The sequence below is a fragment of the Staphylococcus sp. HMSC034C12 genome (genome assembly GCF_001835895.1).
GTDB classification, from domain to species: Bacteria; Bacillota; Bacilli; order Staphylococcales; family Staphylococcaceae; genus Staphylococcus; species Staphylococcus hominis.
On record NZ_KV826338.1, the window covers coordinates 1 to 18,758 of the forward strand.

Here is an 18,758-nt window from a genome sequence, read left to right on the forward strand (position 1 = left end):
TTGGACTCATCAGTCCGATTTGACGTAGAACCCATTTTTTAACTGCATAAAATAAAAAACTACTATCTTAATTTTAATAGATAGATAGTAGTTTTAAAAAATATTTATTCACTTCGATTAAGTTCATCTAAGAATTTTTCTTTTTTAACTTTAATAAATGTACCTTTCATGCCAAGCGATCGTGATTCTATTACACCAGCACTTTCTAATTTACGTAACGCATTTACAATTACAGAACGTGTAATACCTACTCTATCTGCTACTTTAGATGCAATTAATAGACCTTCATTACCACCAAGTTCCTCAAAAATATGTTCAATCGCTTCTTTTTCAGAATAAGATAATGAATTGATTGCCATTGTAATAGCAGCTTTATCACGTGCTTCTTTCTCAACTTCATTATGTTTCTCACGTAAAATTTCCATACCAATAACAGTTGCAGCGTATTCGCCAAGCACTAAATCATTTTCATTAAAGTCATCTTTAACTCTTCCTAGAATCAGTGTACCTAAGCGTTCGCCTCCCCCTAAAATCGGGAAGATGGTTGTTCTACTATTAATAAATACATCTCTGTGTTCTGGAGGGAATACTGTCAAGTCTGAATCAATATCAATATTCGCTTCAGTTTGTTGAACTTGCATAAGTAGTTCAGTGTATTCACTTGGAATATGTTTACTTTCAGTCAACATATTACTAATTCGTTCACTCTTTAAAAGTTCATTTAAACTTGAACCTAAAATTTTACCTCTACGAGAAACGATGAAGACATTTGTAACAGTTACATTACTAATAGTCTGAGCAACATCTTTAAAGTCTACCGCAATGCCTTTATGTTTTTGTAATAATGTATTTAATTCTCTAGTTTTAGATAATAAGCTCATAAAATTTCTCCTTTATTTATATTATAAAATAAATGCACTTAAATCTTTGTTTGTTGAAATAGATTTCAACTTATCATCAACATACTGTGGTGTTATATCTACTACTGCATTTGGCATATTTGGTGCTTCAAAAGATAAATCTTCTAACATTTTTTCTAAAATAGTGTGTAATCGACGTGCACCAATATTGTCTGTATCTTGATTCACTTGATATGCCATTTCAGCTAATCGTGTTATCGCTTCATCAGAGAAGTTGACCGTAACTTCTTCAGTTTTTAACAGTGCTTCATACTGCTTTATAAGAGATAACTTAGGTTCAGTCAATATTCTATAGAAATCATTGACTGTTAAGCTTTCAAGTTCAACTCGAATTGGAAAACGCCCTTGTAACTCAGGAATCAAGTCACTTGGTTTAGAAACATGGAAAGCGCCAGCACCAATAAATAGCATGTGCTCAGTATTTACAGTACCATACTTAGTTTGAATCATGCTACCTTCAAGGATTGGTAATATATCTCTTTGAACACCTTGTCTTGATACATCTTGACCACTATTGGAATTGTTTGTAGCGACTTTATCAATCTCATCGATAAAGATAATTCCCATTTGTTCTGCTAATTCTAAAGCTTCTTGATTAGCAGTTTCTTGATCAATTAATTCATCTGCAAAATCATCAGTAAGAATTTTACGTGCTGTTTTTACTGGTACTTCTCTTTCTACTTTTCGTTTAGGCATCAATTGATTCATCATATCTTGCATTTGTTGATTTTGACTCGTGCCTAACATTCCTAATGCGCCAGGGTCTTGTTCAACTTTAATTCTAACTTTTTCTTCTTCTAGCTTACCTGCTAAAAGTTGTTGTCTTATTTCTGACCGTTTTGTTTTGATTTCTTCTGTAGGGGCTTCTTCTTCCTCGTCATTCTGATTAAAATTAGGAATAGCACCACCTAAAAGAGATTCAAGTGGATTATTATTTTGAGCTGCTTTTTTCTTCATACTAGGAACAAGTAATTTTACTAATTTTTCATTAGCTTTTTGTGTTGCTTCATCTTCAACTAATGATTTCTTTTGCTCTTTTACGAGTCTTACAGACACGTCCACCAAGTCTCTAACCATACTTTCTACATCACGTCCAACATATCCAACTTCAGTGAATTTTGTAGCTTCTACTTTAATGAATGGTGCACCTACGACTTTTGCCATACGGCGTGCAATTTCTGTTTTACCTACACCAGTTGGGCCAATCATTAAAATATTTTTGGGTGCAATTTCTTGCTTAGTTTCTTCATCAAGAAGACTTCTTCTGTATCTATTTCTTAACGCGATTGCTACTTTACGTTTTGCATCTTCTTGACCTACAATATATTCGTCCAATTTAGATACGATATCTTTAGGTGTTAATTTTATACCGTTTGCATCCATTTACTATTACCTCCACCTTAATGTATGTCCATATCAATTCATTTCCGTTTTGTTTATATATGTTATTTATAAAGTCTCAACAATAATATTATCATTTGTAAATACACAAATATCTGAAGCCACTTTTAAGCTTTCGTATGCCATTTCTTTAGCAGTCATATGTGAAGCATGACGTTTAAGTGCTCTTCCTGCACTTAATGCATAGTTTCCTCCTGAACCAATAGCGATTAAATCATCGTCAGGCGCAATGACTTCACCTGTACCACTTACCACTAAAATACCATCTTTATCCATTACGATAAGCATGGCTTCCAGTTGACGTAATTGCTTATCTCCACGCCATTCTTGAGCAAGTTCTACAGCAGCGCGTTCTAAATTACCGCTAAATTGTTGTAATTTAGTTTCAAATTTTTCAAATAATGTAAATGCATCGGCTACGCTTCCTGCAAATCCTGCTAACACTTTACCTTCGTATAAGCGTCTTACTTTTCTAGCTGTTTGCTTCATAATTACTTGTTCACCAAGTGTAACTTGACCGTCTCCAGCCATTGCCGCTTCTCCATTGTGTCTTACAGCATATATCGTTGTAGCATGTAATGATGTCTTACTCATTTATTTACTCTCCTTTTTTGCTCGAGGATGTGCATTTAAATACACTTTGCGCAATTGTTGATTAGATACATGTGTATACTTACCAGTTGTAGAAAGGTTAACGTGTCCTAATAAAGATTGAACTGTTCTTAGGTCTGCACCTTGATTCAATAAATGTGTAGCAAATGTATGTCTTAATTTATGAGGGTGGATTTCAGTTACCCCCGCTGTACGTTTAACTACATCATTGAGAAGATATCTAATACCTCTCTCAGTAATAGGATCACCTTTCATATTAACAATTAAATAAGGATGACTTTTACCTTTAAGTGGTTTGAATTTTTCTAAATATTGTTCAATACTTTGTCTACAAAACTCTCCAAAAGGCACAAATCGTTCTTTATTTCCCTTACCCAATACCTTTACCCCTGGAAGATTCATATCTAAATCCATAACCTTTATATTCACAAGTTCTGAAACACGAATGCCTGTTGCATATAATAATTCAATTACTACTCTATCTCTTAATCCTTTTTTTGCATCGTTTGAAACAGTATTAAATAATGCTTCCATTTCTTCTTCATAAAAAAATTGAGGAAGATATTGCTCTTTCTTAGGATGTACAAGTTGTATAAAAGGATTATTTACAGATGTATCTTGAGTCATCCAGAACTCATAAAATGTTCTTAATGTTGATATTTTTCTTGATACAGTAGTACGTTTCAAATTATTGGAATATAAATAACTTAGATAATTTCTTGCATCTTTATATTCAAACGTTCTTAAATTTAACAGTTCTTGTTCTAAAAACTGATTAAATTGAGCTAAATCGTCATGATACGCTTTTAATGTATGGTCGGAGAAATTTCTTTCAACTTTAAGCATATTCAAAAATTTCTTTTGGATTTCTTCCACTAAAAATCCCCTCCATCATATGCATTGTAGCATATAAACTGAGGGGGACTAAAATAATTAGCTATAGAATTCAAAATCTTTTGAGAATTTGTGAATAATTTAAAAATTCCTTCAAAATATTTTATTATAATTTAAATCTATAACGTTTTTTTGAAATTTTCTAAATAGTCTAGTGCACGATATGCTTGTGCTTCATAACGTTCTTTTTTATCTTTAATGCGGCGATCAAGTGACGGCAATAAACCAAAGTTAGCATTCATTGGTTGGAAGTTTTTTTCATTTTTAGCATGAGAAATATAATAAGCCATACTGCCTATCATTGTTTCTCTTGGAAAAATCACTTCTCCTTTTCCAAGTAACTTATGCGCTAAATTGATACCTGCTACAAGTCCACTTGCTGCACTTTCAACATATCCTTCCACACCTGTCATTTGTCCTGCAAATTGAATTCTATCATTATTAATTAATTCATATTTTTCATTTAAAACATCAGGTGAATTAATGAAGGTATTTCTATGCATCACACCATATCTAACAATATCAACATTTTCTAAGCCTGGAATTAATTGAATGACTTCTTTTTGAGCGCCCCATTTTAAATGTGTTTGGAAGCCGACAATATTATAAAGCGTACCAGCCGCGTCATCTTGACGTAATTGCACTACTGCATATGGACGTTTACCAGTTTTAGGGTCTTCTAATCCTACTGGTTTCATTGGACCAAATAGTAATGTTTTACGACCTCTACCAGCCATCACTTCAAATGGCATACATCCTTCAAAATATTTTTCTTTTTCAAATTCATTTACAGGTGCAACTTCAGCTTCTAATACCGCATCATAAAAACGATTGAAATCTTCTTCAGTCATAGGGCAATTTAAATATGCTGCTTCACCTTTATCATAGCGTGATTTCAAATAGACTTTATCCATATCAATTGAATCTTTTTCAATGATTGGAGCTGCTGCATCGTAGAAATATAGTTGATCTTTACCTGTAATTTCTACAATTTCTTTAGCTAAATGTTCAGTTGTTAACGGGCCTGTTGCAATGATTGTATGTCCTTCTGGAATACTGTGAATTTCTTTATTCAAAACAGTTACATTAGGATGATTTTTCAATGTATCTGTAATATAACCAGCAAAGTCATGTCTATCTACTGCTAATGCACCACCAGCTGGAACTCTAGCTTTATCAGCTGCTGCGATGATTAATGAATCTAAACGTCGCATTTCTTCTTTAAGCACACCTACACCATTTGTTAATGCATTACCACGTAGTGAATTAGAACATACTAACTCAGCAAATTTATCTGTATGATGGGCAGGCGTTTGTTTAACAGGACGCATTTCGATTAAATTCACTTTAATACCACGTTCTGCTAATTGATAAGCTGCTTCTGAACCAGCTAATCCTGCGCCTATAACATTAACAGTTTGACTCATATACATTCTCCTTTAATAAAACTCTATTTTTGTACTTCTTCTTTATAGTCACAATTAGAACAAATCACTTGAGAACTACGTCCTTTTTTATGTTGCATCAAGTAATGATTACATTTTGGACAATCTCTTCCTATTGGTTTATCCCAAGAAATAAAATCACACTCTGGATAATTCGAACAACCATAAAATAATCTATTTTTCTTAGATTTTCTCTCAACTACATCGCCATCTTTGCATTTTGGACAAGTGACACCAATAGTTTTAACAATAGCTTTTGTATTTCGACAATCTGGGAAATTCGAGCACGCCATAAATTTACCATAACGTCCCATTTTTATTACCATAGGAGCTCCACATACTTCACAATCTTCGCCGGCTGGTTCATCTTTAATTTCAACTTTTTCCATTTCTTCCTCTGCACGTGCAACATCTAATTTAAAACTACCATAGAAATTATCGATAACTTTTCTCCAACCGATATCACCTTCTGCAATTTTATCGAGCAAGGTTTCCATATTAACTGTAAATTCAACATCAATAATTTCTGGGAAGTAATCCTTCACTTGCTCATACACGATTTCTCCTAGTTCAGTTGGTACAAAACGTTTACTTTCAAGTTTAACATAATTACGTTTTTGAATTGTGTCAATCGTTGGAGCATATGTTGAAGGTCTACCAATTTTTAATTCTTCTAATGTTTTAACTAATCGTGCCTCTGTGTATCGTGGAGGTGGTTGAGTGAAATGTTGTGCCGGTTCAATTTGTGTTGCAGTTACTTTGTCACCTTGATTTAATTTTGGTAATTTATTTTCTTTATCATTATCTTTGTCATCTTTTGCTTCAACATATAATGTCATAAAGCCTTTAAATTTGATTGTTTGTCCATTTGCTCTAAATTTAATGTCATTTTGTGTTACATCTAAAGCCACAGTATCTAAAACTGCAGGAGCCATTTGACTTGCTACAAAACGTTCCCAAATTAATTTATACAAGCGATGTTGATCACGTGTTAAATATGCTTTCATTTCATCTGGTGTACGTAATGTACTTGTTGGACGAATAGCTTCATGGGCATCTTGATCCCCTTGTTTACCTTTTGTTTTACGGTTTGAAGTATACTCAGTACCATACTTCTCTTCAATATATGATTTTGCTTCATCTTTAGCAGTTTGTGAGATTCGTGTTGAATCTGTTCTCATATATGTGATTAATCCAACTGTACCTTGTCGTTTCAAATCGATACCTTCATATAATTGCTGTGCTAACATCATAGTCTTACGTGCTTTAAAATTAAGTTTACGTGCTGCTTCTTGTTGTAACGTAGACGTTGTAAATGGATTTGCAGGGTATCTCGTTTTTTCTTTTTTATTTACATTAGTGATTTCAAATTCATCACCATTTAATTCGGATGTAATTTTTTCAACATCTTTTTTTGTTTTTAATTTATACGGTTTGTTTTTATAATGTAAGAATTTAGCAGTGAACTTTGATTTTTTATATCTAAATTCACCTTCAATTGACCAATATTCTTCTGGTTTAAAATTACGGATTTCATTTTCACGGTCAATGACTAATCTTAAAGCAACTGATTGTACTCGACCAGCTGACAATCCTTTTTTTACTTTCTTCCATAGTACTGGAGAAATATTATAACCTACAAGTCTATCTAAAATACGACGCGCTTGTTGTGCATCAACTAAATTCATTTCAATACCACGAGGATGTTTAAAACTTTCTTTTACTGCATCCTTAGTGATTTCATTAAATACAACTCTGTTTTCTTTTGATTCTTCAAGTTCTAAAATTTTTGATAAATGCCAAGCAATCGCTTCACCTTCGCGGTCAGGGTCACTAGCTAAGAAAACTTTTTTAGCTTTTTTCGCATATTTTTTTAAATCTTTAACAACAGGACCTTTACCTCGAATAGTTATATATTTTGGTTCATAGTTATCTTCTACGTCTACACCCATTTGACTTCTTGGTAAATCTCGTACGTGTCCCATAGAAGCAATAACTTTATATCGTTTACCTAAATATTTTTCAATGGTTTTCGCTTTTGCAGGCGACTCAACGATGACTAAATTATCTGCCAAAGTGAATTCCCCCTTGCTTTTTCAATTACTAAAGATAAATGATAAACGGTTAATTTTGTTTTTGTCAATATTTTAATCCAATATAGATATTTTTTTGTGAAATATCCTTTGAATTTTCACAATTAATTATTTATATATTTAATCGTTTAAAAAGCGATAATCATATAATATATCTTCTGCTTCTGAAACAATCATTGCACCTTCTTGAGCACGTAATAAATTTCCTTTTGTCAAAGGATTAAACATCGATCCAGGCAGTACATAAACATTTCTATTTTGATCTAAAGCACAATCTATTGTAATTTGACTACCACTTTTAATTTTAGCTTCAGTAATTAATACACCACGAGACAACCCGCTTATCAGACGATTTCTTTCAGGGAATTGATATTTGTTTATTTTTGTTAAAGGAGGATATTCACTTATGACTAAACCAGTTTCTTCAATTATATTGCGTAACTTTCGTGTTTCCTTTGGATAATGATTTAAATGACCAAAACCTAGAACTGCAATAGTTGGAAGATGATGTTTTAATGCGAATTGATGAGCTATGCTATCAGCACCTTTCGCTAAACCGGATACAATCGTTAGTGGAATATTTATAAAGTGAGGAAATAGATAATCTAGTGCACACTTAGAATAATTTGTGGCCTCACGTGAACCTACAACACCTAAAGTATACGTAGATGATAATAAATGTATATTTCCACGATAAAATAATATAAAAGGATAGTCGTAAATAGTTTTAAGCAATGAAGGATATTGAGAAGAAAATGAAGTAACATAGTTAACCTGATATCTAGAAAGTTGGGTTTGAATATAATCGTAAGAAATCTCTGTTAATTGAGTAAAACGCTTCTTTTTTAAATATAGAGATTCCCATTCATTGATCATTTCAAATTGATCATGTTCATTAACATTGAAAAATTTTGGAAATACATTGAGTAAATGATGAATATGTTGGGTCGTATACCCTATCCATCTCATTTTTAATAAAATAAAATCATTCATGAAGTAAATGTCTCCTTTTAATTTATTATACCGTGAATCATTAACAGTAAAATTTCATTTATAAGACAAATTTGATATATAAATGTAAGGAGTAATAATATTAAAAGATTATGTATACTTTTTGATTTCATAACATGTGAAAAATAGAGCGTTCAGTCATTTATAATATATTGTAGTCTACGATATATATAAGAAAAACTGCCAACAAATTTCAGTAATTGTTGACAGTTTGAATTCAATTATTAATTACATAATTGCTACTTCACTGTTAATAGTTCTTCATAAATGCCTGCTTCTTTTGCCGCTTCAATTAGTGTTGTACCAATTTCTGATGGTGTATCTGCTGTTTTAACACCACATTCATTAAGCGTTTTAATTTTTTCTGCAGCAGTTCCTTTACCACCTGAGATGATTGCACCTGCATGGCCCATACGTTTTCCTGGAGGTGCTGTTTGTCCACCAACAAAACCAACCACTGGTTTAGTCATGTTTGCTTTGACCCATTCAGCTGCTTCTTCTTCAGCAGTACCACCGATTTCGCCAATCATAACAACAGCTTTTGTTTCTTCATCTTCATTAAATGCTTTAAGTACATCGATAAAGTTTGTACCGTTAACTGGGTCCCCACCGATACCTACTGCTGTGGTTTGACCAATACCTTCTTCAGTTAATTGATGTACTGCTTCATATGTTAAAGTACCTGAACGAGAAACAACACCTACATGCCCTTTTTTATGAATATAACCTGGCATGATACCAATTTTACATTCATCTGCCGTAATTACACCAGGACAGTTCGGTCCAACTAAACGTGTTTTTCTACCCTCTAAATAACGTTTCACTTTAATCATATCAACAACTGGAATATGTTCAGTAATACAGATCACCATATCTAATTCTGCATCAGCTGCTTCTAAAATTGAATCTGCAGCAAATGGTGCTGGTACGTAAACTACTGATACGTTAGCACCTGTTTCTTTTTTAGCTTCAGCTACTGTATTATACACTGGCACGCCTTCAACAACTTGTCCACCTTTACCTGGTGTTACCCCTGCGACAATTTGTGTGCCATAATCAAGCATTTGTTTTGTATGGAAAAGGGCAGTAGACCCTGTAATACCTTGCACCATTACCTTAGTATTCTTATCTATAAATACACCCATTTTAGTGTTCCCATCCTTTCCTTACGCTTCTTTAACAAGTTTAACAATTTGTTGTGCACCTTCAGCCATTGTTGCTGCTGGTTCAATTGCTAGACCAGATTCATTTAAAATCTCTTTACCACGTTTAACGTTTGTGCCTTCTAAACGAACAACTAAAGGTAAAGTTAATTCGACTTCTTTAACTGCTGCTACAATACCTTCTGCAATCACATCACATTTCATAATTCCACCGAAGATATTTACAAAAATACCTTTAACATTATCATCCCCCAAGATGATTTTGAATGCTTCAGTTACTTTTTCTTTTGTAGCACCGCCACCAACGTCTAGGAAGTTAGCTGGAGTACCACCGAAATGATTAATTGTATCCATTGTAGCCATGGCTAATCCGGCACCATTAACCATACAACCAATGTCACCATCTAAAGCAATATATGATAAATCATATTTAGATGCTTGAATTTCTTTTGGATCTTCTTCTTCTAAATCACGTAATTCTAAAATATCTTTATGTCTAAATAATGCATTATCATCAAAATTTAATTTCGCATCTAAAGCCAAAACATCACCATCACCCGTTGTTACAAGTGGATTAATTTCAACAATAGAACAATCTTTTTCAACAAAAACATTATATAAAGAAAGTAAGAATTTTGCTGCTTTATTTACAGATTCTTTTGGAATATTGATATTGAATGCAATACGACGTGCTTGGAATGGTGATAACCCTATCACTGGATCGATTGTTTCTTTAAAGATCTTTTCTGGCGTTTTAGCTGCAACTTCTTCAATTTCAGTTCCACCTTCTTCAGAAGCCATCAATGTAATACGATCAGTAGCACGATCAATGACAAAGCCTACATAATATTCTTTTTGAATATCACAACCTTCTTCGATATATAAGCGTTTAACTTCTTTACCTTCAGGCCCAGTTTGATGCGTTACTAATTGCTTGCCTAATAATTCATTAGCATAAGTTTCAACTTCAGACAGTGATTTAGCAATTTTAACTCCACCTGCTTTACCTCTACCCCCAGCGTGAATTTGTGCTTTCACTACATAAACATCTGAATTTAATTCTTTTGCCTTTTCCACCGCTTCTTCAGCAGTAAATGCTACACGTCCTTCTGGAACGGCTACACCCATAGCACGAAATATTTCTTTACCTTGATACTCGTGGATATTCATCTTCCATCCTCCTGTTTCTTAGGTTAAGTTCACTTTAATTATAGAAAATGTAAGCGCTTTTGTAAACTGAAAGTGTTATACTTTTTGCAATAGTTTTTAAATTCAAATAATTTTATTTTTATTTAATTATATCATTGATTTAACAGGCTCAAACGTTTTACGATGATATGGCGTTATGCCTAATTGTTTTAATCCTTGAAGGTGTGATTTAGTGCCATATCCTACATTTTTTTCAAAATCATAACCAGGATATTTCAGTGCTACTTCCGCCATTAAACCATCCCTATATTCTTTTGCCATGATACTAGCAGCAGCAATAGAAACACTTTTAGCATCTCCTTTAATAATAGAAGTTTGAGGAATTGCATTATCCAATGTCATAGCATCAATAAGTAAATGGTTAGGTTGTTCTGTTAATTGATTAATAGCACGTTTCATAGCTAATTTGGTTGCGTTGTAAATATTGAACTCATCAATTTCTTCAGCGCTTGCTATCCCGTAAGCATAATCATAAACGCCTTCTTTTAATTGTTCGTTAAGTATTTTTCGCTTTGTTGCTGAAACTTTCTTCGAGTCATCTAATCCTAAATATTGATGTTCTTTATTTAAAATGACTGCACAAGCTACAACAGGCCCAGCAAGTGGACCACGACCTACTTCATCAATCCCACATATTAAAGCATTAGGATTGTCCTTTAATATTTCATTTTCATATTTATTCATTTGTTGATAATGTTCTCGTGTTTCTTGATCTTTTAAAAGCTGTTTACGACGTCGTACTATATTTTGCTGTACCCCTTTTCTTGTATCACTCATTAATTCATGTTGTTCAAGTGCTTCAATTGAATCAATTGTGTCTAATAATGCTTTAATCTCTTTAATTGTTTGAGGCATAATCTAAGTCCCCTTTCATTTCTGAATAAATATCAAAACAATAAGTTCCAATTTTAGCATTACGCACATCATTAATAATCAATTCGATGACAGCCTCGTAATCGACTTCATTTCCTTTTTGTAATAACCCACGTCGACGTCCAATAGCATCAAACCATTCTAAAATTTCTGCATCAGTTTCTACATCAATATTGTAATGATTCTTCAATCCTTCAATATCATGTTTAATTAAGAAGTGTAAACCGTATATTGCTACTTCATCTAAGTGTACGATACTATCTTTAATGGCACCAGTAAGGCTTAGTTTTTTACCTACAGTTTCATCTTCAAATTTAGGCCATAAAATACCTGGCGTATCTAGTAGTTGTAATGCTTTACCTACTTTAATCCATTGTTGTTGTTTCGTTACTCCCGGCTTATTTCCTGTTTGAGCAATATTTTTTTTAGCTAACTTATTAATTAATGTAGATTTCCCCACATTAGGTATACCAACAATCATGGCACGTATTGCTCTAGGTTTAAGTCCTTTCGCTTTTTCTTTCTCAAATTTTTCTTTAGTCGCTTCAATTGCAGCATATTCTACACCTTTTAAATTTTTGCCGTGTTTCGCATCAACTGCTACAGGATAAAAACCTTTATCAGTAAAGAAATGTTCCCACTTTTGCATTTCATTTAAATTCGACATATCTTTTTTATTTAAAATAACTACGCGTGGTTTTTGTTTAATGACATCATCAATCATTGGATTTCTTGAACTATACGGTATACGTGCGTCAACAAGTTCAAATACCACATCTACTTTCTTAAGTTGTTCTGTCACTTCTCTTTTGGCCTTTGCCATATGCCCTGGATACCATTGAATCACCATAACATTCACCCTACTTTCATTAAATTTATTTCAACTGTTCGATTATAATCAATATTTAAAATCTTCACTACTATTATCAATTCTATTATATTTTAACATGCTATTTCATATTCATTAAATCGCTAATATTAAAAACAAATTTCTAATTTTTTATAAAACATATAAATACTTTTATTAAGAAGTTTAATACTCTACAATTTAGTATGTAGTCATTTTTTAATTATGAATAGTACATTCTAACTATAGAGGTTTAATATGAAAAAATTCTTTACTTATCTAGGACTTTTTATAGCACTGTCCATCATAGGACATAGTTATGTCATTTATCGTTTTATTCACGATGGCATTTTATTTACAGGTCCAAATGATGGAATGGAACAAATGGTTCCAATTCAAATGTATTTATTTGATAAATGGAGTAGTGGCAATTTGTTTTATTCCACTGATTTTGGATTAGGTGGCGATTTCTTTACAGATCTTAGTTACTACTTCTCCACAAATATTTTATTTATAATAAATGTAGTATTTATTGCACTTATTAAAATTTTTATTCCTTTACATACGCATAATGTATTATTTTGGATGATTAATGCACTGATTATGTCCATGATTAAAGCAATGATTGCCATGTATTGCACTTATTTATATAGTAAATACATTTCAAATAACAAATGGTTAAGCTTAGTTGTAGCGTTTTTATTTGTTATGTCACCCTTATATTATCGCTTTACAGTGTATTGGCCCTTCTTTAGTGATGTGTTTGTTTGGATGCCGTTATTATTACTCTCTATTGAAAGAGTCTTACAAAAACAGAAGTTTGGACTATTCATTGTTACTGTTTCTTTAATACTAATTAATAACTTTTATTTTGCATACTATCTTTGTTTAATAGGTGCGGGTTATATACTGATTCGTATAATATTTAGACATCCAAAAGATATTCTCTCAAGAAGTAAAGCATTTTTAACTTTAATCATTAGTGCCCTGTTAGGTTTAGGTAATAGTTTATTTATCTTTTTTCATGGTGCTCAAAGCTTTTTAAATAACCGTCGTGTACCTTTTTCTGGAGCAGTTGATACATTTGAAAAATTAGATATTAATACAAATATTTTCTTTGATAATTATTTAATTGTATTATTATTTATTACCATTCAAGCTCTTTTAAGTTTTAAATTATATAAACATTATTATTATCGTTTATTTGCTATCCTTACCTTTGTATTTATTATATTTAGTTTTATACCTTTCATCGACCAAGTATTTAATGGTTTTTCAGCGCCTCAAAAGCGTTGGCATTTTATTTTAGCTTTTAATTCCACACTATTAATCGGATTATTTTTAAAATATTTCAAAACACTAACTACAAAATCTTATCTAATAAGTAATATTATTGCAGAATTAGTTATATTTATAAGCGCTATGATATATCATAAATTTTTAGCGTGGTTCATATTAGTCCCTATTGTATCTTTGATTGGATTGATGGTTCTTATCATTAAAGATCGTACATATCGTTTTAAATTAGGTTATTTATATAGTGTTTCAATTATATTATTAAGTATCTTGGTCTCTATAGTATTTATTAAAAATCAAATTTACTATAAAGATCACACTGATCGTGGAAATACGTTTTATATTAATTCCAGTTTATATAGTTCCGACTTACAACGTGCACTTGTTCAAGAAATGAATCAAAATAAGCATGAAGATGAACGTATCGATTGGAGAGTCAACGAGCAAGATAATACACCGATGTATCAACATTTTAAAGGGTTAAGTTTATATTCAAGTATTTTTCATCATAATATACTCGATTATTATTACGATGCTTTAAAAATTAATTTAGCTGAGGAGTCATTGAGTAGATATCAATCAACGAATGGACGACAAAATATCGCGAGTCTATTTTCAGTGCGTTATATGATGCTAAAAAATTATCAAAATAACTTACCTTCCTACTTCAAAAAAATAAAATCAAGCGGACAATATGGTATTTATGAAAATACACTTAACTTACCATCTGTTAAAGTAACTGATTCTATATACAATAGTAAAAAATTGACGACTGCAATTGATAGAGAACATGCAATGTTAAAAGGTGTGATTTTAAACAATGAAGGCACAAGTTATAAAGCTAAAGCTCCTAATTTATTAAATCAATCATCATTGAGTTATAAAAATTTAAAACATTTAAATGGTAATGTCTATAAAGTAATTGGAGATAAAGGTGGAACATTAACGATACACTTACCTCAATCATTACGCCAAAAGTATGATGATTTTTACGTTACGATGAAAATAAAGCGTGGTAATCCTGATAGTAATTACACAGTCTCTGTAAATAATTATGCAAATCACCGATTATTTAACAATTCTACTTATCGTACTGGTATTGATACTCAACTTTATCGAACACAACCTGATAATAAGGGAAACATTAATATCACTTTATCTCCTAAAGGAACATTTTATTTAAACCTTCAACAATTAAATGGTGAAAACTATAAAATATTAAAACAAATGCATAAAAAAGCTGATTTTAATAACAAATATAAAGATATTAAAAACGGCGTTGAAGTCAACTTAGCTAAACATGATAAAGGGATTGCTTCAATTAATATTCCTTATAGAGAAGGGATGCAAGCGTATGTTGATGGACACCGTATTAAACCTATGAAAGTTAATTACATGATGACAGGCGTTCCTGTTAATTCATCTGCTAAAAAAATAATTATTAAATATCAACCACCTTATTGGAATACTATGATTTTAATCTCACTCATCAGTATAGTAATAAGTGTTGTATTTGTTAGATTTGTTAATACCAAAAAGAGAAAGTTGAGGAAAAACATTGATCAATAAAATTCGGTCCAATCGATTATTGACCTTTTTATCTATATTTATAATTGCTAATATCATTTCTTTAGCAATTTATTATCCATTTATTCGAGATTATTTCAAAGAAGGATTTGTATTTAGTGGTTCTGGAGATGGTTTTAGACAAATGATGCCATTTCAAATGTACTTATATGAACATTACAGTAAGTTCAAAGGAGCCTATGATCAATCTTTTGGATTAGGCGGAGATTACATTAAGGGGTTGGCCTATTATTATTCTTTATCTCCCATAATGTGGATTAATTTTTTTATAATCTGGGTAAGTCATTTTTTATTTCATTGGCAAACGAGTCATATCGCCTTTTGGGCAACTAACCAATTAATAATCGCTTACGCTAGAACGATTATTACAATTATTGTTGTATTTTACTATTTAAAATGGCTAAAGTTGAAAACAGCGCCATTGCTTATCGCTACTATTTTATATGGTGCATCCACTCTTGTGCTTTACTATAACTATACATGGTCATTTTATGGAGACTTATTGATTTTATTACCTTTATCTTTATGGGGAATGGAACGTTTCTTCCAAAAAAGAAGAATAGGGCTATTTATCTTTTCAGTTGCTCTGACCTTATTTTCTAATTTTTATTTCAGTTACTACCAAGCTATTGTATTAGGGATTTATTTCATATTAAGAGTCATTTTTAAATATCGTTGTGATATCGTATCAAGATGGGAAAAATTTTATTTACTCGTTATTGGTGCAATACTTGCGCTTTTATCTAGTATTTTAGGATTCTATACAGGTGTATCTTCATTCCTAAACAATGATAGAGCCCAAAATGATGACTTTAATATTACATTGTTTACAGATTTAACACAAAGTAAATATCATATTTTTTCTGATGGTTTTTATATCACAGTTTCGATTATTGCATTAATGGCTTTATTTACGTTTAAGTTATATCGTCACTACTATTATAAAATTTTTGCTATCATCACTTGGTTTTTACTTATTGGATCGTTATCACAATACTTTGATAGTGCATTTAATGGCTTTTCATTACCACAACGTCGATGGGTATACTTTTTATCTATTTCAACTAGTATCTTAATTGCATTATATATTCAATATTTATCTGAACTTACATTAAAACAATATTTACTTGTAGCAATTCCGGTATTTATATTTGGTTTATATCACTATATATTTGCAAGTGCTTATGTCAATTGGATGATTGTACCATTATTTTTAATCATCGTTTTAATCTTTGTAGTATGGAAAAAACAATGGTTATATCAACCTTATATACTAATAGCTATTGTATTACTATTCTTTGTACAACAAATTATAATGACACACGATTCACGAGCCCGTACTATTGATCCATATGCAACGACTACGAAAACATTAACAGATTCAAGTTATTATAATCATAAACTTGCTAAAAAAATTAATAATATTAAAAAACAAAAAGATAATAAAAATCCTTTCCATCGTATCGATTACATGTCAGCCTATGCACTCAATTCACCATTTATTTACCATTATAATGGCATTTCACTTTACTCAAGTATTTTTGATGGTGACATATTAAAATACTATGATAAAGAAATGCAAATTAATATGCCTGTTGATAAAAATAGTACATATCGATACTTAGGGAATCGAGCAAATTTAGAAGCCATGTGGGATGTTCAAGATCGATTCCGACATCCTAATGATCTGAATATGCCTTATGGTTTTAAAAAGGTAGATACTATCAATAATGGTTCAGATAAATTAATTCATTCAGAAAATACTATTAATTATCCAGCCACGCATATTACTAATAAGATTTTTAATAAACATGATCTCAAATCGCCATTAGATCGTGAGCAAGCGATGCTACAAGGTGTAGTATTAGATGATGATTCAATAAAAGCGAATACTTCTTTCACTCAAAATAAAAACCTATTAAGTAAAGCATATCAATCTACAAATAATGCTACTTGGAAAGATAAAACTCATTTAAACGTAGAAAAAAATAATGGTGGTATCACATTGACATTACCTAAAACGTTAGCTAATCAATATAAAGATATGTATGTCGAAATGGATGTAGAATTGTTAGCTCCCGATATTGAGCATTCTATAGGAGTAAATGAATATGCTCAAAATCGTAATATGCTAAGTTATAAATATCGACGTTTTGTAACGCCTGTAACAATGAGAGTAAAAGCTTCGGATCAATTAAAGATTCGTCTTACTAAAGGACATTATCGATTATCTATTAAAGGTATCTATGGAGAAGATTATCATACATTGAAACAAGCTTCTAAATCACTTAAACCTGTGACTATTTCACAATTTAGAAGTGGCTATACATTCACTAAACCTAAAGGAACTTCTGGATACTTAGTGGTACCAATCGCCTATGCTAATGGTATGCATGCACGTGTTAATGGACACGATGTAGATGTAAAACAAGCTAACGGTATTATGACAGCTATTCCAGTCAAGAAAAATGATACTCATATTGAATTATCTTATACACCACCACATTTTTATATACTATTAATTTTGAGCGTTATCGGAATAATAAGCAGTATAATATTTAGCAGATATTTAAAACGAAAAAATCAATTAAAATAAAAAGAGCCTGAGTCATAATTACTAGAAAAATAGCCAGTAAATGAGTTTATTATAAATTCATTTACTGGCTTCTTTATTTACAATACTGCGTATTGTTGGCTCGCTTTTTTAGGGAATAGCTTCAGCCTGCAGTCTTCAGCTTGTCCTATTCTCTCAAGAGTCTTGCCAAAATGTTTTGTATTTATATGTAATTTTACATTGAAATACTTAAGAAAATAAGGCATATTCGTACAATTTAATAAACATCACTAAACTCAATCAACGAGATGTCTTATGTATAAAGATTATAATATGATTCATCTTACTCTACCAATGGCAATTTCAGTTCTCACTCCCATAAATGATATTGTAGAAACAAATACTAAGACTGAATTTATTTATACGAACAATAAAAGACTAGGATTTAAAAAATATACCTATCACCATGATAAATATAGCTTTAAACGAGACTTTAAATTATATGAATGTGATGATGATTCAGAATGTCCTCTGAAACACCCATGTATGAACTTCAATTCAAAAACAAATAAAAAAGTAATGAAGAATTATAATTGGGAATATTTTAAAGCGCAAATTAATAAAAAGCTTTCAAAAACAAAAACCATTTATAGTCAAAGAAAAATTGATGTGGCGTCTGTTTTTAGATTTATAAAGGCTATTTTGAGTTTCACTCGAATGGCCGTTCGAGGGATAAATAAAGACAAAAGAGAACTAGGATTTGAGCTAATGACACTTAATATAAGAAAAGTAACAGCTCAATGAGCAGAAAATAATCACAAAAATTATAAAAAAGACAATTTCTATATTATTT

At 31.3% G+C, this 18,758-nt stretch carries 13 protein-coding genes and 1 pseudogene; 3 read left to right on the plus strand and 11 right to left on the minus strand.

Annotated elements, in window-relative coordinates; translation table 11 throughout:
• Window positions 1-104 precede the first annotated feature (104 nt).
• The 11 genes from codY to ylqF form a co-directional block, all read right to left on the minus strand.
• Window positions 105-881, minus strand: coding sequence for a GTP-sensing pleiotropic transcriptional regulator CodY (gene codY, locus HMPREF2629_RS08215; RefSeq protein WP_017174600.1), 777 nt, complete (start codon window positions 879-881; stop codon window positions 105-107).
• Between the two features lie 21 nt (window positions 882-902).
• Complete coding sequence (gene hslU / locus HMPREF2629_RS08220; RefSeq protein ID WP_017174599.1) at window positions 903-2,303, minus strand: ATP-dependent protease ATPase subunit HslU; 1,401 nt, start codon at window positions 2,301-2,303, stop codon at window positions 903-905.
• A 66-nt stretch (window positions 2,304-2,369) separates the two neighbouring features.
• On the minus strand, window positions 2,370-2,915 hold the full coding sequence (hslV, locus tag HMPREF2629_RS08225; RefSeq protein WP_002448739.1) for an ATP-dependent protease subunit HslV: 546 nt from the start codon (window positions 2,913-2,915) through the stop codon (window positions 2,370-2,372).
• Window positions 2,916-3,809 carry a tyrosine recombinase XerC gene (gene xerC / locus HMPREF2629_RS08230; RefSeq protein WP_017174598.1) on the minus strand — a complete coding sequence of 298 codons (894 nt, stop codon included), beginning with the start codon at window positions 3,807-3,809 and terminating at the stop codon, window positions 2,916-2,918. It abuts the gene before it with no gap.
• Between the two features lie 137 nt (window positions 3,810-3,946).
• A complete protein-coding gene (gene trmFO / locus HMPREF2629_RS08235; protein ID WP_070813278.1) occupies window positions 3,947-5,254 on the minus strand; it encodes an FADH(2)-oxidizing methylenetetrahydrofolate--tRNA-(uracil(54)-C(5))-methyltransferase TrmFO in 1,308 nt (435 codons plus the stop codon).
• A 23-nt stretch (window positions 5,255-5,277) separates the two neighbouring features.
• The gene (topA, locus tag HMPREF2629_RS08240; RefSeq protein ID WP_017174596.1) at window positions 5,278-7,347 is read right to left on the minus strand and encodes a type I DNA topoisomerase; all 2,070 of its coding nucleotides are present in this window, start codon (window positions 7,345-7,347) and stop codon (window positions 5,278-5,280) included.
• 138 nt (window positions 7,348-7,485) lie between these two features.
• On the minus strand, window positions 7,486-8,358 hold the full coding sequence (gene dprA, locus HMPREF2629_RS08245) for a DNA-processing protein DprA (RefSeq protein ID WP_019835580.1): 873 nt from the start codon (window positions 8,356-8,358) through the stop codon (window positions 7,486-7,488).
• A gap of 257 nt (window positions 8,359-8,615) precedes the next feature.
• Window positions 8,616-9,521 carry a succinate--CoA ligase subunit alpha gene (sucD, locus tag HMPREF2629_RS08250; RefSeq protein ID WP_037540990.1) on the minus strand — a complete coding sequence of 302 codons (906 nt, stop codon included), beginning with the start codon at window positions 9,519-9,521 and terminating at the stop codon, window positions 8,616-8,618.
• A 21-nt stretch (window positions 9,522-9,542) separates the two neighbouring features.
• Entirely contained in the window at window positions 9,543-10,709 is a 1,167-nt protein-coding gene (gene sucC / locus HMPREF2629_RS08255) for an ADP-forming succinate--CoA ligase subunit beta (protein WP_017174593.1), read from the minus strand.
• Window positions 10,710-10,835: 126 nt separating this feature from the next.
• The gene (locus tag HMPREF2629_RS08260; RefSeq protein ID WP_017174592.1) at window positions 10,836-11,603 is read right to left on the minus strand and encodes a ribonuclease HII; all 768 of its coding nucleotides are present in this window, start codon (window positions 11,601-11,603) and stop codon (window positions 10,836-10,838) included.
• Window positions 11,587-12,471: a ribosome biogenesis GTPase YlqF gene (ylqF, locus tag HMPREF2629_RS08265; RefSeq protein ID WP_017174591.1), complete on the minus strand. Its 885-nt coding sequence runs from the start codon at window positions 12,469-12,471 to the stop codon at window positions 11,587-11,589. The genes HMPREF2629_RS08260 and ylqF overlap by 17 nt, the downstream gene beginning before the upstream one ends.
• Window positions 12,472-12,726: 255 nt before the next feature.
• Here ylqF and HMPREF2629_RS08270 point away from each other — a divergent pair, with 255 nt between their 5' ends.
• The 3 genes and pseudogenes from HMPREF2629_RS08270 to HMPREF2629_RS08280 form a co-directional block, all read left to right on the plus strand.
• Window positions 12,727-15,333: a YfhO family protein gene (locus HMPREF2629_RS08270; protein ID WP_070813279.1), complete on the plus strand. Its 2,607-nt coding sequence runs from the start codon at window positions 12,727-12,729 to the stop codon at window positions 15,331-15,333.
• Window positions 15,323-17,947 (plus strand): YfhO family protein, encoded by a 2,625-nt coding sequence (locus HMPREF2629_RS08275; RefSeq protein ID WP_049379254.1) that lies wholly within the window; start codon window positions 15,323-15,325, stop codon window positions 17,945-17,947. Before HMPREF2629_RS08270 ends, HMPREF2629_RS08275 begins: the two co-directional genes overlap by 11 nt.
• Window positions 17,948-18,316: 369 nt before the next feature.
• Window positions 18,317-18,709: pseudogene (locus HMPREF2629_RS08280) on the plus strand (transposase); the annotation flags it as partial.
• Window positions 18,710-18,758: the final 49 nt, after the last annotated feature.